Below are 20,450 nucleotides of genomic sequence, written 5' to 3' on the forward strand. Positions count from 1 at the left end.
TAATGAGCGTGGATTTTCTCCCGTCTAGAGCGCACTTGAATGCTCAAAGTGGGAGAAAATCCACGCTCGATCTGTATGCCGATGACGCGGCTCGCGAGGTTCGTGCGCCCGCGAACCTACATCTGCTCGAGCATGGCAGTGCAGCCGGCGAGCACATCGCGGTAGGTGGCATCGAAGTTGCCGGTGTACCAGGGATCGGCCACGTCGCCGGGGCGCTCGGTCCAATCGAGCAAGCGCGTAATCTTGCCGTCGGGGTCGTCGCCAAAGATGCGACGCAGACCGCGCGCGTTCTCAGCATCCATATAAACAATGCGATCCCAGTTGCCATACTCTGCGCGCCGCACCTGACGTGCGCGATGTGCGACGACGGGAATCCCAACCTCGCGTAGCTTGGCAACGGTACCGTGATGTGGCGGGTTGCCGATCTCCTCGGTCGAGGTCGCGGCGGAATCGATGACAAACTCGTCCGCGCGTCCGGCGCGGTGCACCAGCTCGGTAAACACCGACTCAGCCATCGTCGAGCGGCAGATATTTCCATAACAGATAAACAGTACACGTTGCATGCGCGGTTCCTTTCATATAGAGGGCTGCTAAGGAGTCGAAGCCGGGCGCATGCCAAGTTTTATTTCTTGGCCAGTTTGAAGTAACGCTCAAATATCAATTCGAAAACGTAATAGAACATCAATCGACTGTCGAGGTCCATGCTGCCCAAGCGGATTTCTTTTTGCACGGTGTAGATAGGGTAGTCGGCTAGTTTCGAGAGAGAATTTCGAGAAAAGCCGGTGAGCGTGACGACCTTGCATCCGCGCGTTTTGGCTATCGATGTGGCGTCAATAGACACCTGCGTCTCGCCGCTTACGGAAACGCTGAAGACCAGGTCGTTTTTGCCGAGGAGCTCTGCGTAATGCCTCATGACATGACGTTCACTGAGCGTATCGGTGTTCTTGCCCATTATTTTGAGCTTTTCAGCCATCTCGAGGCACGGGTATTTCGAAAAGCCCGAGCAGAAGAACACGATATGCGAGGCATCCTGGATAAGACTCACAACCGAATCGATGACCCTGTCGTTAAGCAGATCTTTGGTCTGTACGAGCTGGGTATCAAGAGGAAGTGCCTCGATAGTGAATCGATTGCGGTCGAGCGAGGCGGAATACGATTGTTTGAGCTCCGTAAACCCCGAGAAGCCAAGCTTATGGGCAAGCCTGACGATTGTATTGGGAGCGACGAAGAACCGTTCAGCAACGCTCTTAAGCGTGACATCGTCAATATCATCACGCAGCTCGATGATGTAGCGCATGATCTCGCTTTCGAGATCGTTGAGCTTGCTCTCGCCAGCTCGCACATGATCATAAAAAGATTCTTGATCTTTCATAAGATGTTTCAGCCCCTCGCATCTCGCCGTACATATGGTACCGCTTTGTGTAGCCAGGTGAGAAATCGGTAATCGGTCAAGATTGCCTATTGCCCATGAACTGGGCAAACGCGCGTGTCTGCCTACACATATCTGTGTCGTGAGCGAAATCATGTGTCCCCGTTTCGCATTGGCCCACACGGGGACTCTCAAATGACCTTATATCGCAAAATATCAATCGAAACGAAGCAAGCCGAGGACAACCGCGGAGCCCAAGGTCTTCGAGAACACCGATCAGCCAACCCTGGAGGGACGGAACATGAAGGATAAGCTCAATATTGTGATCGTTGGCGGCGGCTCTACGTGGTGCCCTGGCATTCTCAAGGCCCTGACCAAGCACATGGACATTCTGCCGCTGAACCGCGTGATGCTCTATGACATCGATGCCGAGCGCCAGCGTCCGATCGGCGAGTTTGGCAAGATCCTCTTCGCCGAGGAGGAGCCCGGTGTGGAGTTTGGTTACACCACCGATAAGGACGAGGCTTACACCGACGTCGACTTTGTGCTCTGCCAGATTCGTACCGGCGGCTACGAGATGCGTAGCAAGGACGAGAAGATTCCGCTGCATATGGGAATCATCGGCCAGGAAACGGTGGGCCCTGGCGGCATGGCTTACGGTATGCGCTCCATGCATGACATGGTTGAGATCGTCAACGACGTTCGCGCTCATAGCCCGGAGGCGTGGATTATCAACTACACCAACCCGGCTGCTATTGTGGCATATGGTCTCGAGCGCGTCCTGCCCGATGAGCATCGCGTCCTCAACATCTGCGACCAGCCCGTCAACCTCATGCGCTCTTACGGTCGCCTGCTCGGTCGCGATATGAGCAAGACGGAGCCCGTGTACTTTGGCCTCAATCACTTCGGTTGGTTCAAGCACATCTACGATGAAGAGGGCCATGACCTCGTCCCGCAGATTAAGGAATACACGGAGAAGAACGGCTTCCTTCCTGCCGATGCCGAGCAGCGTGACCAGTCCTGGCTTGATACCTACGCCATGGTCAAGGACATGCTCGAGGACTTCCCCGACTATCTGCCCAACACTTATCTGCAGTACTATCTGTATCCCGAGTACAAGGTCGCTCACCTCGACCCCGACTACACTCGCTCCGACGAGGTTATCAACGGTCGTGAGAAGCGCGTGTTCGCCGAGTGCGAGCGTGTTGCCAAAGTCGGCACCGCAAAGAACTCCTCGGTTGTGCAGAACGACGCTCATGGCGATATGATCGTGGAAATCACCTCGGCCATTTACCGCAACACCAACAAGACCTTCATTGTCATCGTGCCCAACAACGGCATTATCGAGGGCATGCCCGATGACGCCATGGTAGAGGTCGCGGCAAGCGTGGGCGCCAATGGCCCGCAGCCCTATGCTGTTGGCAAGATCGGTACCTTCTATCGCGGCCTTATGGAGAACCAGTACGCCTATGAGCGCCTGACCGTTGAGGCTTGGATGGAGGGTTCCTACGAGAAGGCTCTGCAGGCACTCACGCTTAATCGTCTGGTCGGTGACGCAAAGAAGGCTCGCAAAGTGCTCGACAAGCTCATCGAGGCCAATAAGGATTACTGGCCGGAGCTTAAGTAGCTAGTTCCATAGCGCTTGATAACTGTTATGGGGCGTGTGGGCTGTGGAGCTGCACGCCCCGTTTCTTTAAGAGGGGTATCCCATGAACAAAGATGAGCTGCTGGCAAAGTTCCAGCGTCTGGGCAAAGTCCTCATGACGCCTGTCTTGATCCTGCCAATCGCCGGCATCCTTCAGGGCTTTGGCAATGCCTTTACCAGCCCCACCCTTACGGCAGCTGTTCCCTGGCTTGCTGCTCCGGGCTTTGCGATCTTCTTTTCGATTCTCAAGGCCGCTGCCGGCATCGTTATGAACAACATCCCGGTTATCTTCTCGATTTGTCTCGCCTATGGCTTCGCCAAGTCCGAGAAGGCTACCGCGGCGCTTTGTGGCTTTTTGGGCTACATGTGCATGAATTCCGTGATGGGCACGTTCCTTACGGCGACTGGCGTTATCGATCCCGCGAATCTTACGACGGGCCAGAGCACGATCCTCGGCATCACCACGCTCGACACTGGCGTTATCGGCGGTCTTCTGGTGGGCGCAATCGTCGCATGGTTGCATAACCGTTACTACAAGATTGAGCTGCCTGCCGTGTTCTCCATCTTCAACGGTACGCGCTTTATCCCGGCGGTGACGCTGCTCTCATGCAGCATCCTCGCATTGGTCATGTCCTTTGTTTTCCCGTTTATTCAGAACGCTCTCGGTGCGCTGTCCGAGTTCATCAAGACTACGGGTGCCTTTGGTGCATTTGTCTACGGCGCCGGCGAGCGCATGCTCCTGCCTTTTGGCCTGCATCACTTTGTCTATTTGCCGTTCTTCTTCACGTCGCTCGGTGGCGTCGAGACCATCGACGGCCAGACTGTTCAGGGCGCTATCAATATCTACAACGCGATCCTGGGCTCTCCCAGCACGCCGTTTAACATCGAGGTCAGCCGTTTTGTCATGAACGGCAAGGTTATCTTCGCCATGTTCGGCCTGCCTGGCGCTGCACTCGCCTTCTACAAGACGGCGCTTCCCAAGAACAAGAAGAAGACCGCAGCGCTCATGATTGCCATCGTGGTGCCTTGCATCCTCTCCGGCATTACCGAGCCGCTCGAGTACTCCTTCCTGTTTATTGCGCCCATCCTCTACGTGTTCCACGCTCTCATGGCTGGTCTTGCCTATGCGCTGACCTATATCCTGCAGTTCAACGTGGCTGGCTCCGCGTCCTTCGGCGGCCCGCTCTTGTCGTTGATCTTTAACGGCATTATGGGTGCAGCCAAGGGCTCCAACTGGCAGGTTATCCTGTTCCTCGGCCCCATCTACTTCGTGGTGTACTACTTCGTCTTCAAGTTCATCATTCTTAAGAAGGACCTTAAGACTCCCGGCCGCGAGGAAGAGTCCGACGATGAGGCCGCAAAGGCTCCCAAGACTGTGATCAGCGACCTCATTCCCGCCATCGTTGAGGCAGTGGGCGGCGATAACAATATTAAGTCTGTCGAGGCCTGCTTCACCCGTCTGCGCATCCAGCTTAATGACTGTGACAAGGTAGTTGATGACGCCGAGTTTACCGAAAAGCTCGAAGCGCGTGGCATCGTGCATGTTAACGGCGGCGTGCAGATTGTCTACGGCAACATGGCATCTAACTACGCAACTCAGATGCGCGAGCTACTGGGTATGGAGTAAACGACTCGCGTATCTATAAAATCCAGTATAAAAGGCGGCGGCAGACAATGCGTCTGCCGCCGCCTTTGAGGTGCCCCGCGCACATTTCGTGTACTTCGGATACACGAAAACTGGAAAATCGTGCATTCGAAGTACATGAGATCGAACCACAGCTAAAGGAGCTGGCTTAGCCTGTCGTCAGGTAAGCGTCGCGACTGGAACGATAGACGTTTTAGAGGGAACCTCGCTCTACGCCCTTGCTCGCCTGCGCTCCCAGCGAGCCAACTTAATCGTTACCAGCGTAAGCGCCCAGGCCACAAGCGAGAACGCGGCGCCCACGGCGCCCACGTACGCAATGCCAATGCTGCTTACCACGGCGCCGCCCACTGCAGTGCCAAACGAGATGCCGACGTTAAACGCCATGGGCTCAACCGAACTTGCGAGTACCATCGACTTGGGATGGCGGCTGCGTGCCACGTCCATAAAGTGCGTGATGCACGACACCGAGAACAGGTACATGAGCAACGCCAAGCTAAAGACAAAGACCAGCGCGAGCGGCATGGTGCCGCCCACGGCAAACAGCCCGAGTAACGCCACAGCCTGCAGCACAAACGTCACAAGCAGCGCCTTCATGCCAAAACGCGCGTCGATCCATCCGCCCAGGATGTTCGAGATCAGGCAGAACACGCCGTAGGCCATAAGCGTGGTACTGGCTTCGACCGTGCCCATGCCCAGCACCTGCTCAAGATAAGGCGTCACGTAGCCGTAGAATACGTAGACCGAGCCCACGCCAAACAAAAAGATGAGCATGCCGGTGATGATGCTCGGTTCGCGCAGAAGCCCCGCCTGCTCGCGGAAGGTAGCGGGTTCGTCGGTCTGCCCGGCTCGTGGCATAAACGCCACGAGCGCTCCGCAGATTATAACGGCAAAGGTCAGCGTGCCGTACATGGCCACGTGCCAATCGAGCGTGTCGGCCACAAACTTGCCAATCGAGGTCACAAAGACCATCGCCACGGAAAACGCACCATATACCACCGAGATGGCAAGCGAAGTTTGCTGCGGGGACAGAAGCTCAGGGATGTACGTTACGCCCACGGCGAGCAGCGCACCCGAGACAGAGCCCAGGACAATGCGCGAGATAAACAGCACCTGGAAGTTGGGCGCCAACGCCATGACCAAGTTGCCGAGCACAAAGACGATGCTATAGCACACGAGCAGCTGGTAGCGGCGAAAACGTCCCGTGCTGAGCGCAAGCACCGGCGTTGCGATGGCATAGACAAGCGCAAACACGCTGATGAGCTGGCCCGCTGTGGCAAGCGATACGCCGAGTTCCGTCGCCAAGTCGCTTTCGATGCCGATGACCACGAACTCGGAGCAGCCGAGCGAGAATCCCAACAGCACGAGCAGCGCCAGGCAGAGCTTGGTGCGTGCGGGGGAGAGCGCGGCGGCGGTTGACTTACTTTTAGGCGTGGTTGCGGCGGTCAAGGTTGTCACTCCAATGTCGCATGAATAAGCGGGATTCAATCCCTGCAACTCTAACAGAATGTGACAAAGGGACAGTCCCTTTGTCACATGGTGAGCTTGTCTGTATAGTCGCAATACAGGTGAAGATGGTCTCAGGTACATCGCGGGCGACAGGAGATTCCATGGGTATGCACACGACAAAGGTTGCAGTGGGCGAGGGCAAGTTTGCGCTCGAGGCCCAGTTGACGGTGACACCGCGGGGCATGGCGGTGTATGCCTGCTCGCCCCAGTTCGCTCACCTGGGCGCCACGGCGCAGGCCATTCCGCGCCCCGAGCCCGGCCGCACGGCAACGGTGAGCATCCTGGCTGTTCCGTGCCATCGCGACGAGATCCCGGCACACGATATCGCCGCGGCTCTGGCCACGCGTTTTGGCGTGCCGGTGGTTGCAAGCACGGGCTTTCATGTTGAGCACGCGAGCGCGGACGATCTGCGGCGCGTCCTCGATACCACCAAGGAACTCATCGCCGCGCTCGAGGCCGCCGCAGCCCGCATCTTGCGCGCCGGCTGGGACGAGGGCGGCGCGGGCGCCGAGGTCGTGGCTGTCGATGCCGCGACCGGCGAGGCGCTTGGCCCCGTCGATCGCATCGAGGCGCATGCGGGGGAGGGCATCCTGCATCAGGCTTTCCTGACGCTTCTAGTTGAGGGTCGGGGCGAAGATGTACACCTGCTGCTCTGTCGTCGCAGTCCGCTCAAGCGCCTGTGGGGCGGGGTACTTGCCGACGGTTGCGCCGGCCACCCGCTGCCGGGCGAGGACGTTGCCGCGGCCACCGCTCGTCGTATGGGCGAGGAGCTCGGCGTTGCGCGCGAGCTGAGCGATCTTGAGCATCTGGGACATATCGTCTACCGCGAGGACCACGGCGACGGTCACTGCGAGTGCGAATGGTGCGAGGTCTATCTTGCCCATGTTGAGCCGGGCGAGCTGCACATCAACCTAGAGGAAATCTCGGAGGTGCGTCGTGTGGCCCCGCCCGAGCTCGACGGCTACCTGCAGGGTCGCCCCGAGCCCCTTGCCCCCTGGCTCCGCGAGGCTCTAGAGACCCCATCCATCCGCACGACCCTCGCAATGTGACAAAGGGACAGTCCCTTTGTCACATCTGGGATCGACTGGTTCCCCAAACCGTCCCAACATTCGGCGAAAAACTCGAAAACGAGGAAAACCGTCGATTGTTGGGACGGTTTTCTGTCCAAGAGGAAAGGTCGCTACCTATCCAAAAAATCTCGCTTGACTGTATTGCTGCAACACAGCGCAACGTAAGGGGTGTCCGATAACGGGCGCCCCTTTTTAAGTGGCAACGTGGCTGCGAATCCGGAGCGCCCCCAACAAGAAAGGTGGGGAGATGGAAGCGGAAAAGAAGGCGTTTAAGATCACCAAGCGCGAAATTGGCTTTGTGCTGGGTATCATTGTCTTTTTGCTGGTGAAGTTTCTTCCTTTGGCGGAGCTGAGCTCGACGGTCGAGCTTACGGTCGGCGGTCAGACCTGTCTGGCACTGACGCTCGCCACGGTGGTGTTCTGGGCATGTGGCGTGGCACAGCCGGGCTTTGTGGGCCTGCTCTACTGCGCGCTGCTCGTTCTGTTTAAGGTGTGCGTGGACGACACGGGCGCCGCGAGCATCTCGGCGACGGTCGCCTCCACGTTTAGCTCGTGGACCAAAGCCACCATGTGGCTCGTCATCGGCGCCTACCTCATCGCCAGTGCAGTCAAGGAGTCGGGCCTGGGCGAGCGCATCGCCTACGCGTTCATGCTCAAGTTCGTGCGCGACGCCAAGTCGCTCATCATCTCGATCTTCGCGCTCACCTTTGTGCTGTCGCTGCTGATCCCGCATCCGTTCCCCCGCGCCTTCCTCATCCTCGCCGTCGTCTCGGTCATCGCCGAGTCCGCCGGCTACGGTGACGACGACCGCGGCAAGCTCGGCTTCCTCGTGTTTGCCGCTGCCGCTCCGGGCTCCATGTTCTTCCTGACGGGCGACTCCACACTCAACCCGCTCGTTGCGCAGTACAGCGCCGAGGCCGGCGGCATGAGCCCGTCGTTTATCGACTGGTTCCTGTACATGAGCGTGCCCATGCTGGTCGCGCTGCTGTGCACCCTGTTCCTGGGCCTCTTCCTCTTTAAGCCCAGCAAGGAACTCGTCTACGATCGCGAGCAGATCGTGGCCAAGCAGGCTGCGCTCGGCAAGCTCTCTGTCAAGGAGATCCGCACCATCGTGTGGCTTGTCATCGCCATCGCGCTGTGGCTCACTGTCTCGGGCGATTACATCGGCTGGGTCACCCTGGCCATCGGCGTCTCTCTCGCCATGCCCATCATCGGCGAGGTCCTCACTCCCGCCAGCTGGAACGCCGTCGACATCAAGTCCCTCATGTTCCTGACGGCCGCCATGGCCGTGGGTTCCGTGGGCGGTGCCACCGGTATGAACGCCTGGATCGCCGATGTCGTGCTCCCCAGCTCCGTGCCCGAGAACATCTTCCTGTTCGCCCTGCTTGTCGCCGCGCTCTCCATGATCATTCACATGTTCATGGGCTCGGTCATGGCCGTGCTCGGCGTGTGCGTGCCGGCGTTCATCAGCTTTGCGGCTGGCTCCAGCGTGAGCCCGCTCGCCGTGGCACTCATCGTCTTCACGTCCATCAACATCCACTACATCCTGCCGTTCCATAACCTGCCGATCCTTATCGGCGAGGGCAAGGACGCCGGCGGCTACACCTCCAAAGAGGCCATGCGCATGGGCATTCCCCTCACTGCGGTCGTCTTTATCGTCGTGCTGGTCGAGGCCGCCTGGTTCCACCTCTTTGGCCTGATGTAAACGGTCGAGCGCTTGGCTGTAATTAGCCGAGTGCTTGAACTGCGAGTGCCCGAGTGCCCCATCCATGGGCGCCGTGGCCCCACTACGTTCCCCAGCCCGGCGGCACTCCCGCCGCCGGGTACTCTCCCGAAAGGAGCACGCCATGTCCACTACCGATGCTTCCCAGATCCACGATCTGCGCTCCGCACTCGACTTTTTGCGCGAGATGCCGGGCCAGCTGCTCGAGACCGACACCCAGGTCGATCCGGACGCCGAGGTCTCGGGTGTCTATCGCCACGTCGGCGCCGGCGGCACCGTTATGCGTCCGACCAAAGAGGGTCCGGCGATGGTCTTCAACAACGTCAAGGGTTTTGACGATGCTAAGGTCTGCATTGGCATGCTTGCCAGCCGCAAGCGCGTTGCCGCCCTGCTCGACTTGGACGAGGAGCACCTGGGCCTCGAGATCGGCAAGCGCTTCGAGAACCTGATCGCGCCCGAGCAGATCGCCGAGGGTGCGCACGTCGACTGCCAGGAGGTCGTGTACAAGGCGACCGACGAGGGCTTTGACCTGCGCAAGATCGTCCCCGCTCCCACCAACACGCCTGTCGACGGCGGCCCCTACATCACCATGGGCCTTGCCTACGGCACGAGCCCCGACGGCTCCCAGTCCGACGTGACCATCCACCGCTTCTCCTGCGTCGACAAGGACAAGCTCGCCATGTGGATCACCCCGGGTAGCCGTCACCTTGGCGCCTTCTTTGACGAGTACTGCCAGCGCGGCGAGGACATGCCCATTTCCATCTCCATCGGCCTGGACCCCGCTGTGTACATGTGCTGCGGCTTCGAGGCTCCCACCACGCCGCTCGGCTTCAACGAGCTGCAGATCGCCGGCGCCCTGCGCGGCCACGCCGTCGAGCTTGCCGACTGCGTCACCGTTCCGCAGAAGTGCATCGCCAATGCCGAGTACGTGCTCGAGGGCTACCTCATGCACGACGAGACCATCAACGAGGACGTCAACGGCCACGGCTACGCCATGCCCGAGTTCCCCGGCTATACCGGTGGCGCTAAGGTCTGCCCGGTGATCAAGATCACCGCCGTCACCACACGCACCAACCCCATCATGGAGAGCTGCATCGGCCCTTCGCGCGAGCACGTGTCCATGGCCGGCATCCCCACCGAGGCTTCCATCTACAAGATGGTCGAGACCGCTATCCCGGGCCGCCTGCTCAACGTCCACGCTGCCCCCTGCGGCGGCGGCAAGTTCGTTGCCATTATGCAGTTCAAGAAGTCGAGCAAAAATGACGAGGGTCGTCAGCGCAACGCCGCCATGCTCGCCTTCTCGGCATTCTCCGAGCTCAAGCATGTGATTCTGGTCGACGAGGATGTCGACATCTTCGACATGAGCGACGTGATGTGGGCCATGACCACGCGCTTCCAGGCCGACGTGGACCTCATCACCATCCCCGGCTGCCACTGCCACGTGCTCGACCCGTCCAACGACCCCGCGTTCGATCCTTCGATCCGCGAGCACGGCATCGCCTGCAAGGCCATCTTCGACTGCACGGTCCCGTTCAACCTCAAGAAGAACTTCATCCGCTCGCAGTTCATGGAGATCGATACAGATAAGTGGGCAGCAGAGCTCGCTTTCTAGTACGTAGCCCTACCAAGTAGTCAAGGAGTTGCCATGCCTGAGCCTTCTGTCCGTCCCCGTCGCATTGTCGTTGGCGTGTCTGGCGCCAGCGGTGCCGCGCTGGGCCTCGAGTGCCTCAAATGCCTGCGCCAGGCCGGCGCCGAGTCGGCGCTTGTCGTCACGCGCGGGGGAGAGATCACCATCGAGCAGGAGCTCGGCATGACACTCGACGAGTTTGCGTGCTATGCCGATGTGGTTTACGACAACAAGAACATCGGCGCTGCCATCGCAAGCGGCACCTATCCGGTCGACGGCATGATCGTGGCGCCCTGCTCCATGAAGACGCTCGCCGGCATTGCGAGCGGCTACAGCGAAAACCTGTTGCTGCGTGCGGCCGACGTACAGATGAAAGAGCAACGCCGCCTGGTGCTCATGGTGCGCGAGACGCCCTTCAGCGCCATTCACGTCGACAACATGGCGCGCCTGGCGCGCGTATCGGGCGTCATGCTCATGCCGCCCATGCTCACGTTTTACAACGGCCCCGCCACGCTCGACGACGCGGTGCACCACATCGCCGCCAAGGCGCTCGAGGCCGTCGGCGTGTCATGTGCAAACTATAAGCGCTGGTCATAGGCGTCTTTAGGGTAGGATACGAGGAGTGTTTGAGCCCGCTGCCCCTGTGGGCGGCGGGCTTTGGTGTGTCGGGAGGATCTATGCAGACGGGCATGTATGCGATTAGCGAGATGGCGAGCTTGTTTAACGTTTCGCGCCAAACGCTCATCTATTACGACAAGATCGGTCTGTTTAAGCCCGCCGTGGTTAACGAAAAAGGCTACCGTTTCTATTCGCCCACGCAGATCCCGCTCATGCGTCTGATCTGCATGCTGCGCGACCTAGGGCTCGAACTCGATGAGATCGACCGCCTAGCCTCGACGTTCGACATTAGCGAGATGACCGACCACCTGCGCTCGCGGGTGCAGGCGCTCGATGAACAGATCGCCGGGCTCAAAGCCGAGCGCGCGAGTGTGCAGGAGCGTCTGAGCTTTTACGACGAGGCGGTTTACTGGCGCGAGCGCGAGGGCAAGCCGGAGCTCAAGCAGTTTGAGCGTCGCTACGTGGTCTTTGAGGAGTTTCCGGGCGATATCGAGCGTGGCCGCTCGATGCTTCACCCCACACTCATGCGGGCGATTTTGCGCATGCGTGCGTTGACGGGCACGCGCCCCATGCGTGGCTGGGGCGCCATGCTGCGTCGCGAGGCGCTGCATTCCGACGACCCCATTGCCGGTGCCGGCTCCTTTGCCGTGCTGCCGCGCGGTGCCGAGGAACTGCTGCCGAGCGATCCCGCCGAGCTGGCAAAGATCGGCATCGAAGTGCTGCCCGAGGGCACGTATCTGTGCATGAGCCGCTGGGGTATGCCGTACGAGCCCGAGGGCATCCGCGCCGTCGTGGCCTGCATGGACAGGCACGCGCTCCGGCCCATCGGCAACGCTTTCGACTTTTGCTACCTCGATACCACGAGCTACGACGAGTCCCACCAAGAGGACTTCTGCTGCATCCAAATCCCCGTCGCCCTCCAGATGTGACAAGAGGACAGTCCCTTTGTCACATTCGCGGCATGGCTGCCGCCCAAACCGTCACAACATTCGATGAAAATCTCGAAAACGAGGAAAAGCGTCGAATGTTGTGATGGTTTTCCTATCTGTGCCGGCGAGCCGCCGTGCCGTCTGGGGGTATAAGGCTAGCAAGTGTTTATTTGCGAGGCCAAGGGGGCGCCCCGTATGGATATCGATAGCTTTGAATGGTGGTACAGCGAGGGCGAGGCTCCGGATGAGGTGTGGGACGAGCCCTTGCCAAGTGATGAGTTGAGCGACGGGACCGATGTGGACTCCGATGCTGGCGATGCGCTTGACTCGGATGCCGATTCCGACCCCGCCGAGCCCCTGACCTTCGAGCAAGCCTGGGCCCAGGCCGAGGCCGACGAGGCAAAGGCCGATGCCACGGCCACGCTGGGTGAGCCAGCCGACATGTCCATCTCGCCGGCCAAGACCCCGCAGCCGCGCCACACCATCGACCCCGGCAGCACGGCATCCTTCAGCATACTCGACGTGCCCGCGCAGGGTGCCCAGGCGCCCGCCCCCACGCGTCGCCCCGACCTGGCTCGCGAGGAAGACGCGGGCCGCCGCTCCCCGCTCGGCCCCATCCTCATCGCCTTCATGGCCGGCGTCATCGCTTGCTCGGCGATCGGAAATGTCTGGAGCCATGTGGAGCAACAGCGCAAAGATGCCGCCAAGGTCGAGATGTCTGTCGAACAATCGCTCAGCCGCACGCGCTCGGTACATGTGTCGGTCGAGGTCAAGGACGGCGCGACGTGGGATACCGCGCGCGGCGACAGCCAGATGCTCGTTCATATTGTGGGCCGCACACTCAAGGGGCAAGCGGTCGACGAATACCAATACGTCAATTCCGAAGGTGACGGTATCGAGCTCAAGCCCGGTGACTACGAGCTCACGGTCGATGAGCCGCCCGTTGCCACCGACGGCACGCGTTACCGTGCCTCAAAGCGCATGGTTCCGGTGAGTTTTAATTCACAGGCGGCCGATACGGTCGACAGCACGCCGCAGGGCGGGTTCGACCTTTACGCAATCGTTCAATAACTGTGCCTGTCGCTTCTCCTTGCCGCCAAGAGTGGGACAATAGCCCTCGACACTATTGTTTACTTTTGGAGGAAGTAACATGTCCACCGTCACTACCATCAAGCGCGGCGGCCTCACTGCGGCCATCGATTCCATGGGCGCCCAGCTCACGAGCCTTGCCCTCAATGACAACGAGTATCTGTGGCAGGGCGACCCGGCCTTTTGGGGCAAGCACGCGCCCATTCTGTTCCCCATCGTGGGATCGCTGCGCAACAACACGGCGACGTCTGCGGCCGGAACCTGCGAGATGGCGCGCCATGGCCTCGCGCGCATTGTCGAGCACAAGCTGGTCGAGGTCTCCGAGGACGGCTCGTCCGTCACCTACGAGATCACTGACACGCCCGAGTCGCTCAAGGCCTTCCCGTTCCACTTTAAGCTCAACATGACCTATGCTCTGACCGGCGACGCCACTCTCACGCAGACCTTTACCGTCACCAACACTGGTGACGTTGACCTGCCGTTCTCGGTGGGCGGCCACCCTGCATTTAACGTGCCCGCCCCCGGTGCCGAGGACGAGGCGTTCGAGGATTACGAGCTGGCGTTTACTGAGGTTTGGACCAACGAGGCCCCCGTCATCACGCCCGACGGCCTTATGACGTTCGAGGGTAGCTATAAGGCCCCCGACAACTCGGATGTGCTGCCCATCACGCACCGCAGCTTCGATAATGACGCCATCATGTTCACCGATACCCCGGGCTCCACGCTCACGCTGCGCGGTCGCAAGTCGGGCCACGGCGTCAAGATCGACTTTGAGGGCTTTAAGTACATCGGCGTGTGGTCTGCCGCCAACGACGCCCCGTTTGTGGCGCTCGAGCCCTGGACCGGCCACACCACCATGGACACCGAGGACGACGTCTTTGAGCACAAGGTCAACACCATTACGCTGGCGCCGGGTGCTACCGACACCCGTTCCTTTAGCGTCACCCTGCTCTAGAGGTTCCGCCGTTCTAGCGAACGGCGGACCGGTCGACGCTGCGCGCCACCCAGAGCGACAATTTGCCATTCAAAAGGCACGGCATGACCAGAAGGTCTATGCCCTGCCTTTTTCATGCCAACTTGTTCGCTCTGGGCGGCGCTCGCTGGCATTGCCAAAACATCGACGTTCCCAATGACTACCGTGTGTCTATTAATTTTTCGAGCTTGTGCTGCGCTGCTGGTCGCTGGCGTATATCCTGTTAAGTCGTCAGCATACGATTCAACAGGGAAGGCAGATTATGCATTCTCCCCATCAACGCGACGCGCATCCACAGCTGGTGTGCAGCCGTCGCATCTTTTTGGGTAGCGCTCTCGCTGCGAGCGCTTCCGTCGTCGCCGGCGCGCTCGCCGGCTGTCAGCGCCCGTCCACGCTCAAGGTGGTTCAGCCCACGACGGGCGGCGGTCGCGACGACCTGTCCGATTCCGTGATCGGCAAGGACAAGATCCGCATTGGCATGGAAGCGGCCTACGCCCCGTACAACTGGCAGGTTTCCGAAGCCAGTGAGTACACCATCCCCATCGACAACGTGCAGGGCGCCTATGCCGATGGCTACGACGTGCAGATCGCCAAGATCGTCTGCAAGGCCCTCGGCGGCGAGCCCGTTGCCGTCAAGCAGAGCTTCTCGGGCCTTATCGATTCGCTCAACAACGGCCAGATCGACCTCATCATCGCCGGTATGAGTGCCACGCCCGAGCGCGAGGAGTCGGTCGGCTTCTCCGACCCGTACTTCATTGGCTACTTTGGCCTGTTCGTAAAAGAGGGCTCGCCCTACCAGAACGCCACCAAGCTCAGCGACTTCAGTGGTGCCACGGTACTCGGCCAAAAGGACACCATGCTCGACACCGTCATCGACGAGATCCCGGGCGTCGTCCACAAGAACCCGGTCGATTCGGTTCCCACGGTGTTCTCGAACCTGCTGCAGGGCACGTGCGATGCCGTGACCTACAACACCGAGAACGAGAAGGGCTATATGGCCCAAAATCCGGGCATTGTCCCTATTCATTTTGCCGAGGGCGAGGGCTTTAAGCAGGAGGTCGCGGCAAACGTCGGCTGCCGCAAGGGCTCGGACAAGCTGCTTAAGCTCATCGACAAGACACTCAAGGGCATTAGCCAAGAGGAGCGCGACCAAATGTGGGACGCGTGCCTCGATCGTCAGCCGGCATAGGGAGGCAGCATGAAAACCATCAATCGTCTGGCCTCCTTTACCAAGGCCGACCACCGCTATGTGTACCTGGGCACGAGCGTTATCGCGGCGCTCGGCCTGGTGTTTAGCCAACGCAACCCCACGCCGCTGAGCTTCTTGGCGCCTACGGGCGTGTTCCAAGACTGCCTCTGGGCAATCCTTTGGGCCTGGCTCGTCGTGTCGGCGGCGGCGCTCGTCACCAAACTCATGCACTGGAATGACTATCGCGAAACGTCGCCGTTTGCTTCCGAGCGCTTTCGTCGCGGCGCGCGCCTGGGCAGCTATGTCGTGGTCGCCATTGCGGCGATCTTCTTTATCGACCGTTGCGTCATGTCGTTTATCGACCTGGTGCGGGTGAGCATTGTCTCGGACTCCAACCCCAGCGACTTTTTGTCGAGTCTGGTCTACATGACCTACAAGAGCGGGGACTTCTTTATCCGCGGTATCGAGATCACCATCGCGCTTGCGATCTTCGGCACCGTCATCGCATTCTTCCTGGCGCTGCTCTTTGTGTTCCTGCGTATTCAGACCTTCGATCGCGTGGACAACGACTTGGTGCGCTTCTTTAAGAGTATCGGCCGTGGCTTTGCGACCATCTACTCCACCATCGTGCGCGGCACGCCCATGATGGTCCAGGGCCTGCTCATCTATTACGCGGGCTTCACCGTTTTGCGCGGCATGGGCTTCGAGACCGCCCAGGCCAACCAAATCTGGAGTACCTTCAATGCCGGCCTCGTCACCATCTCGCTCAATTCCACCGCCTACATGATGGAGGTCCTGCGCGGCGGCATCGAGTCCATCGATCCCGGCCAGGCCGAGGCGGCGCGCTCGCTGGGTCTTTCGCAGTGGCAGGCTATGCGCAAGGTTGTGTTCCCCCAGGGTATTAAAAACGCGATTCCGGCGCTCACCAACGAGCTCATCATCAACATCAAGGACTCGTCGGTGCTTTCGGTCATCGGCGTGTTCGACCTCATGTACGCCACCACCACCGTCGCCGGCGTGTACTACCGCCAGATGGAGGTCTACTGCGTGGCGCTCGTGGTTTACCTGATCCTGACGCTCGTGGCGAGCCGCCTGCTCGAGGCCTTTGGCAAAAAGCTGGGCGCTGAGGCCCCGGCCACGCTGCCCAGCTCCAACTAGGCTCAAGACGAGGAGAATCATCATGGCAGATACCGCCACTACCGGCACCGCGGCCGCCGCACAGACCAATGAGCCGCTTATCCGCGTCGAGGGCCTGCGCAAGAGCTTTGGCTCGCTCGAGGTGCTTAAGGGCATCGACCTCGCTGTCAATCCCGGCGAGGTCGTCACCATTATCGGCGCCTCGGGCTCGGGCAAGTCGACCTTCCTGCGCTGCCTCAACTTGCTCGAGACCCCGGACGCGGGCCACATCTGGTTCCACGGCCAGGACCTTACGGCCGAGCGCTGCAATATCAACAAGCTGCGCGAGGACATCGGCATGGTGTTCCAGGGCTTTAACCTGTTCAACAACATGGATGTGCTCGACAACTGCACGCTCGCGCCCGTCACGCTCAAAAAGATGGGCAAGGCCGAGGCCGAGAAGGTCGCAATGGAGCATCTGACGAGCGTGGGGCTCGAAAAGTTCGCGCACGCCGCCGTGGGTCGCCTGTCCGGTGGCCAAAAGCAGCGCGTGGCCATCGCCCGCGCCCTGTGCATGAGTCCGCAGATCATGCTGTTCGACGAGCCGACTTCGGCACTCGACCCCGAGATCGTGGGCGAGGTGCTCGAGGTCATGCGCAAGCTCGCGGCCGACGGCATGACCATGGTTGTCGTCACGCACGAGATGGCCTTTGCCCGCACGGTGTCCGACCGCGTGGTCTTTATGGACAAGGGCGTGGTGCTCGAGGACGCCGCGCCGGCCGAGCTCTTCGGCAACCCCAAACATCAGCGCACTCGCGAGTTCCTCTCCCGCTATCTCGAGGACAAATAACCGACGCAAACGCTTACGTTGCAGGGCCGCTCCCGTGGGGCGGCCTTTGTCGTCACAATCGAAAGGATGTCATGGCCGAGGTTTGGCGCTTCTTTGCGCATGAGGACGATTTTGCCGATATAGACGAGGCCGGCGCGTGCGAGCGCTTGGGCCGCGTGCTGTCGTTTCCGACCGTCTCGAGCATGGATACCGAGGCGGTGGACTGGCAGCCCTTCGATGACCTGCGCGCCTATATGCAGCAGACCTGGCCGCGCGTGTTTGCGGCGGGCGAGGTCGAGCTTATCGATCATTCGCTGCTGGTGACGCTTGGCGGTTCCGACCCCGCCCTCAAACCCGTCATGCTCATGGGCCATATGGACGTGGTCCCCGTGGTGCCGGATACCGAGGCCGACTGGACACATGCCCCCTTTAGCGGGCACGTGGACGACACCTACATCTGGGGCCGCGGCGCGATCGACATGAAGGATCAGGTCGCAGGCATTCTCGAGGCTGTCGAGTATGCGCTGGCGCACGGTTGGCAGCACGAGCGCACGCTGCTCCTGGCCTTTGGCCAGGACGAGGAGACTACGCAGTACGGAGCAGGCGCCATCGGCCGTGCGCTCAAGGGGCGCGGCATTGAGCTTGAGTACCTGATCGACGAGGGTGACTACCGCATCGTTCCGGCTGCCGAGTATAGCGCGGGCGAGGGTTGGCTCATGCACGCTGACCTGGCTGAGAAAGGTTATGCCGACATTGTGCTCAAGACAAAGAGCGCGGGCGGGCATTCTTCCAACCCCTACGGCGGCACGTCGCTTGAGGTGCTCAGCCGTGCCATCACCGCAATCTGCGATATCGAGTGGCCGACGCGCGTGACCGATCCGCTTGCCGCCCAACTCGTCGAGTTGGGGCTCTACACGGCCGATGAAATTGCCGCCAACGGGGACGCCATTGTCCGTGATTGCCTCGCCAGCAAAAAGCTCTATCCGCTGGTGACGACTACCTGCGCGCCCACGCAGATCGAGGGTGGCAGCACCGGCGCCAACGTAATGCCGCAGGATATGTGGGCCAACATCAACTTCCGCATGCTCGAGGGCACGAGCGTGGCCGACGTTGTGGCGTGCTGTCGTGAGGCGGTTGCCGAGGCGGACCTTGCCGGTCGTGTCGAAGTGGAGCTGGGTCTCGGCAGCTCCGAGCCCTCGCCGTCCCCGCGCATCGGTGGTCCCGGCCTCGAGGCGGTTCGCTTCACCGCCGCCCGCTATTTCCGTGATCCAAAGGGGACGGAGGAAAACGGATCATTCGAGCCAGTGGCAATTGTGCCCTCGACCGTGATCGGTGCGACCGACGCTGCCAACTACCAGCGTATTTGCCCTGAGTGCATTCGCTTCTCGGCGTTTGTAGTCGACGATGACGAGTGCGATCGCGGCGTCCACGGCACCAACGAGCGCATCACCCGCCGCGCCTACCTCCAGGGTATCCGCTTCCTCATCGCCCTGCTCCATACGCTCTAGAATCCGACAAAGGGACTGTCCCCTTGTCGGATTCCGTGCGGGTTATATGCAGGTTTGCCTGCGCACGCTATCATGTATGGGTTAGACCGCAACTATGTACCCCACACGCGAAGGGATGCGCATGTATCTGAAGATCGACATGTTCTAGCTGGGCTTACCCCCGCAGTGGCGCCATGCGCCCCATCAACTCTGCCGATTTTCATCTTCACGCATATAAAGGAGTCCCGCCATGCGCGACAAGCTCGAAAAGATCATCAAGGCCTACGAGGAACTCGAGAAGAAGCTCTCCGACCCGGCCGTCGCCTCCGATATCAAGGAGTTCACGCGTCTCAACAAGGAGTACGCGCACCAGTCCGACCTCATCGCCGCCTCGCGCGAGTACATCGGCGCGCTCGATGACATCGAGGCCGCCAAGGAAATGCTCCACGATACTACCGATGCCGATGAGAAGGAGATGCTCCAGATGGACATCTCCGAAAACGAGGCCAAGCTTCCCCAGCTCGAGGAAGACATTAAGTACATGCTCATCCCGAGCGACCCCAATGACGACAAGAACACCATCGTCGAGATTCGCTCCGCCGCCGGTGGCGACGAGGCGGCCATCTTTGCCGGCGATCTGTACAAGATGTACCAGCGCTTCTGCGAGTCGCGCGGCTGGAAGACCACCGTGCTCGACTCCAGTCCCAGCGAGGCCGGCGGCTTTAAGTCCATCGAGTTCAAGGTCGAGGGCGATCGCGTCTACTCCGTCATGAAGTACGAGTCCGGTGTGCATCGCGTCCAGCGCGTCCCCAAGACCGAGTCCCAGGGTCGCATCCAGACCTCCACGGCAACCGTCGCCGTGCTTCCCGAGGCCGAGGAAATCGACGTCCAGATCAACCAGTCTGACCTGCGCATCGACACCTACTGCGCCTCCGGCCCTGGCGGTCAGTGCGTTAACACCACCTACTCCGCCGTGCGCATCACCCACCTGCCCACCAACACCGTGGTGCAGTCGCAGGAGCAGCGTTCCCAGATCCAGAACCGCGAGGTCTGCATGCAGATGCTGCGTGCCCGTCTGTACGAGATGGAACTCGAGAAGCAGCAGGCCGAGCTCGGCGCCGAGCGCCAGAGCCAGATTGGCCACGGCAACCGTTCCGAGAAGATCCGTACGTACAACCAGCCCCAGGACCGCGTGACCGATCACCGTATCGGTTTCAACTCCACCTACAACGGCGTCCTTCTGGGCGACCAGCTCGGCACCGTCATCGAGGCACTTGCCGCCGCCGAGCGAGCCGAGAAGCTGGCACAAGCAGTTTAAGTTACGGCGTTTTACCAAACGCCGTAACGGCTCGACGCTGCAAACGCCCCTAAGCGGCAATCTGACGTTCAATCGTCGGTCGCGTACAAAAGTACGCTTCCCTCCTCTTTCACGTCACCTTGCTCGCTTAGGGGCGTTTTCGCTGACTTATGCTCAACCTACGGCGCCTTAGAGGTGGTCATTGGGGACGTTCTTAAATGACTAGGTAGGGCATATTGCTTTGAGGTGTTATTCAATCAGCTGTGATGGCCTTTGAGCTGCTTACCTGCTTAAAGCAATTAACGGTGTGCATCTTCTGCCGAAAATATTGCTCAAAT

17 protein-coding genes are annotated in these 20,450 nt (G+C 60.2%); 14 read left to right on the forward strand and 3 right to left on the reverse strand.

The annotated features are described in order from the left end of the window. Positions 1-116 precede the first annotated feature (116 nt). Entirely contained in the window at positions 117-563 is a 447-nt protein-coding gene (locus tag DWX39_RS02805) for a low molecular weight protein-tyrosine-phosphatase (protein ID WP_117758445.1), read from the reverse strand. A 59-nt stretch (positions 564-622) separates the two neighbouring features. Beyond that, positions 623-1,372 (reverse strand): MurR/RpiR family transcriptional regulator, encoded by a 750-nt coding sequence (locus tag DWX39_RS02810; protein WP_117757480.1) that lies wholly within the window; start codon positions 1,370-1,372, stop codon positions 623-625. A 298-nt stretch (positions 1,373-1,670) separates the two neighbouring features. Here DWX39_RS02810 and DWX39_RS02815 point away from each other — a divergent pair, with 298 nt between their 5' ends. Both DWX39_RS02815 and DWX39_RS02820 read left to right on the forward strand, forming a co-directional pair. Next, positions 1,671-2,996: a 6-phospho-alpha-glucosidase gene (locus tag DWX39_RS02815; protein WP_089573127.1), complete on the forward strand. Its 1,326-nt coding sequence runs from the start codon at positions 1,671-1,673 to the stop codon at positions 2,994-2,996. An 82-nt stretch (positions 2,997-3,078) separates the two neighbouring features. Continuing rightward, complete coding sequence (locus DWX39_RS02820) at positions 3,079-4,641, forward strand: PTS transporter subunit EIIC (protein WP_117758447.1); 1,563 nt, start codon at positions 3,079-3,081, stop codon at positions 4,639-4,641. 228 nt (positions 4,642-4,869) lie between these two features. Here the strand turns inward: DWX39_RS02820 and DWX39_RS02825 are convergent, their stop codons facing one another. Then, the gene (locus DWX39_RS02825; RefSeq protein WP_233508899.1) at positions 4,870-6,114 is read right to left on the reverse strand and encodes an MFS transporter; all 1,245 of its coding nucleotides are present in this window, start codon (positions 6,112-6,114) and stop codon (positions 4,870-4,872) included. A gap of 152 nt (positions 6,115-6,266) precedes the next feature. Between DWX39_RS02825 and DWX39_RS02830 the strand changes: the two genes are divergently transcribed. The 12 genes from DWX39_RS02830 (at position 6,267) to prfA (ending at position 20,133) form a co-directional block, all read left to right on the forward strand. Further along, positions 6,267-7,214: an isopentenyl-diphosphate delta-isomerase gene (locus DWX39_RS02830; protein WP_117758448.1), complete on the forward strand. Its 948-nt coding sequence runs from the start codon at positions 6,267-6,269 to the stop codon at positions 7,212-7,214. A 268-nt stretch (positions 7,215-7,482) separates the two neighbouring features. Continuing rightward, positions 7,483-8,940, forward strand: coding sequence for an SLC13 family permease (locus DWX39_RS02835; protein WP_199411436.1), 1,458 nt, complete (start codon positions 7,483-7,485; stop codon positions 8,938-8,940). A 142-nt stretch (positions 8,941-9,082) separates the two neighbouring features. Further along, positions 9,083-10,570, forward strand: coding sequence for a UbiD family decarboxylase (locus DWX39_RS02840; RefSeq protein WP_117758449.1), 1,488 nt, complete (start codon positions 9,083-9,085; stop codon positions 10,568-10,570). Between the two features lie 33 nt (positions 10,571-10,603). Next, positions 10,604-11,182 (forward strand): UbiX family flavin prenyltransferase, encoded by a 579-nt coding sequence (locus DWX39_RS02845; RefSeq protein WP_117758450.1) that lies wholly within the window; start codon positions 10,604-10,606, stop codon positions 11,180-11,182. 80 nt (positions 11,183-11,262) lie between these two features. Then, a complete protein-coding gene (locus DWX39_RS02850) occupies positions 11,263-12,132 on the forward strand; it encodes a MerR family transcriptional regulator (RefSeq protein ID WP_117758451.1) in 870 nt (289 codons plus the stop codon). 195 nt (positions 12,133-12,327) lie between these two features. After that, the gene (locus DWX39_RS02855) at positions 12,328-13,203 is read left to right on the forward strand and encodes a hypothetical protein (RefSeq protein ID WP_117758452.1); all 876 of its coding nucleotides are present in this window, start codon (positions 12,328-12,330) and stop codon (positions 13,201-13,203) included. A gap of 79 nt (positions 13,204-13,282) precedes the next feature. Then, entirely contained in the window at positions 13,283-14,176 is an 894-nt protein-coding gene (locus tag DWX39_RS02860) for an aldose 1-epimerase family protein (RefSeq protein ID WP_117758453.1), read from the forward strand. Positions 14,177-14,456: 280 nt separating this feature from the next. Next, positions 14,457-15,383 (forward strand): transporter substrate-binding domain-containing protein, encoded by a 927-nt coding sequence (locus DWX39_RS02865; RefSeq protein WP_117758454.1) that lies wholly within the window; start codon positions 14,457-14,459, stop codon positions 15,381-15,383. Between the two features lie 9 nt (positions 15,384-15,392). Beyond that, positions 15,393-16,541, forward strand: a complete 1,149-nt coding sequence (locus tag DWX39_RS02870) for an amino acid ABC transporter permease (RefSeq protein ID WP_117758455.1) — start codon at positions 15,393-15,395, stop codon at positions 16,539-16,541. Positions 16,542-16,563: 22 nt separating this feature from the next. Then, complete coding sequence (locus DWX39_RS02875) at positions 16,564-17,349, forward strand: amino acid ABC transporter ATP-binding protein (protein ID WP_117635553.1); 786 nt, start codon at positions 16,564-16,566, stop codon at positions 17,347-17,349. A gap of 71 nt (positions 17,350-17,420) precedes the next feature. Next, positions 17,421-18,836, forward strand: coding sequence for a M20/M25/M40 family metallo-hydrolase (locus tag DWX39_RS02880; RefSeq protein WP_117758456.1), 1,416 nt, complete (start codon positions 17,421-17,423; stop codon positions 18,834-18,836). A gap of 229 nt (positions 18,837-19,065) precedes the next feature. Beyond that, positions 19,066-20,133, forward strand: coding sequence for a peptide chain release factor 1 (prfA, locus tag DWX39_RS02885; RefSeq protein ID WP_035138783.1), 1,068 nt, complete (start codon positions 19,066-19,068; stop codon positions 20,131-20,133). The last annotated feature ends 317 nt before the right edge of the window (positions 20,134-20,450 follow it).

It is taken from the genome of Collinsella sp. AF19-1LB, assembly GCF_003459655.1.
In the GTDB taxonomy this organism is placed as follows: domain Bacteria; phylum Actinomycetota; class Coriobacteriia; order Coriobacteriales; family Coriobacteriaceae; genus Collinsella.

What these genes read in the sequence shown, in the direction of transcription:
- DWX39_RS02805 (WP_117758445.1), bottom strand. Translation starts at nt 563, where the DNA reads ATGCAACGTGTACTGTTTATCTGTTATGGAAATATCTGCCGCTCGACG.
- DWX39_RS02810 (WP_117757480.1), bottom strand. Translation starts at nt 1,372, where the DNA reads ATGAAAGATCAAGAATCTTTTTATGATCATGTGCGAGCTGGCGAGAGC.
- DWX39_RS02815 (WP_089573127.1), top strand. Translation starts at nt 1,671, where the DNA reads ATGAAGGATAAGCTCAATATTGTGATCGTTGGCGGCGGCTCTACGTGG.
- DWX39_RS02820 (WP_117758447.1), top strand. Translation starts at nt 3,079, where the DNA reads ATGAACAAAGATGAGCTGCTGGCAAAGTTCCAGCGTCTGGGCAAAGTC.
- DWX39_RS02830 (WP_117758448.1), top strand. Translation starts at nt 6,267, where the DNA reads ATGGGTATGCACACGACAAAGGTTGCAGTGGGCGAGGGCAAGTTTGCG.
- DWX39_RS02835 (WP_199411436.1), top strand. Translation starts at nt 7,483, where the DNA reads ATGGAAGCGGAAAAGAAGGCGTTTAAGATCACCAAGCGCGAAATTGGC.
- DWX39_RS02840 (WP_117758449.1), top strand. Translation starts at nt 9,083, where the DNA reads ATGTCCACTACCGATGCTTCCCAGATCCACGATCTGCGCTCCGCACTC.
- DWX39_RS02845 (WP_117758450.1), top strand. Translation starts at nt 10,604, where the DNA reads ATGCCTGAGCCTTCTGTCCGTCCCCGTCGCATTGTCGTTGGCGTGTCT.
- DWX39_RS02850 (WP_117758451.1), top strand. Translation starts at nt 11,263, where the DNA reads ATGCAGACGGGCATGTATGCGATTAGCGAGATGGCGAGCTTGTTTAAC.
- DWX39_RS02855 (WP_117758452.1), top strand. Translation starts at nt 12,328, where the DNA reads ATGGATATCGATAGCTTTGAATGGTGGTACAGCGAGGGCGAGGCTCCG.
- DWX39_RS02860 (WP_117758453.1), top strand. Translation starts at nt 13,283, where the DNA reads ATGTCCACCGTCACTACCATCAAGCGCGGCGGCCTCACTGCGGCCATC.
- DWX39_RS02865 (WP_117758454.1), top strand. Translation starts at nt 14,457, where the DNA reads ATGCATTCTCCCCATCAACGCGACGCGCATCCACAGCTGGTGTGCAGC.
- DWX39_RS02870 (WP_117758455.1), top strand. Translation starts at nt 15,393, where the DNA reads ATGAAAACCATCAATCGTCTGGCCTCCTTTACCAAGGCCGACCACCGC.
- DWX39_RS02875 (WP_117635553.1), top strand. Translation starts at nt 16,564, where the DNA reads ATGGCAGATACCGCCACTACCGGCACCGCGGCCGCCGCACAGACCAAT.
- DWX39_RS02880 (WP_117758456.1), top strand. Translation starts at nt 17,421, where the DNA reads ATGGCCGAGGTTTGGCGCTTCTTTGCGCATGAGGACGATTTTGCCGAT.
- prfA (WP_035138783.1), top strand. Translation starts at nt 19,066, where the DNA reads ATGCGCGACAAGCTCGAAAAGATCATCAAGGCCTACGAGGAACTCGAG.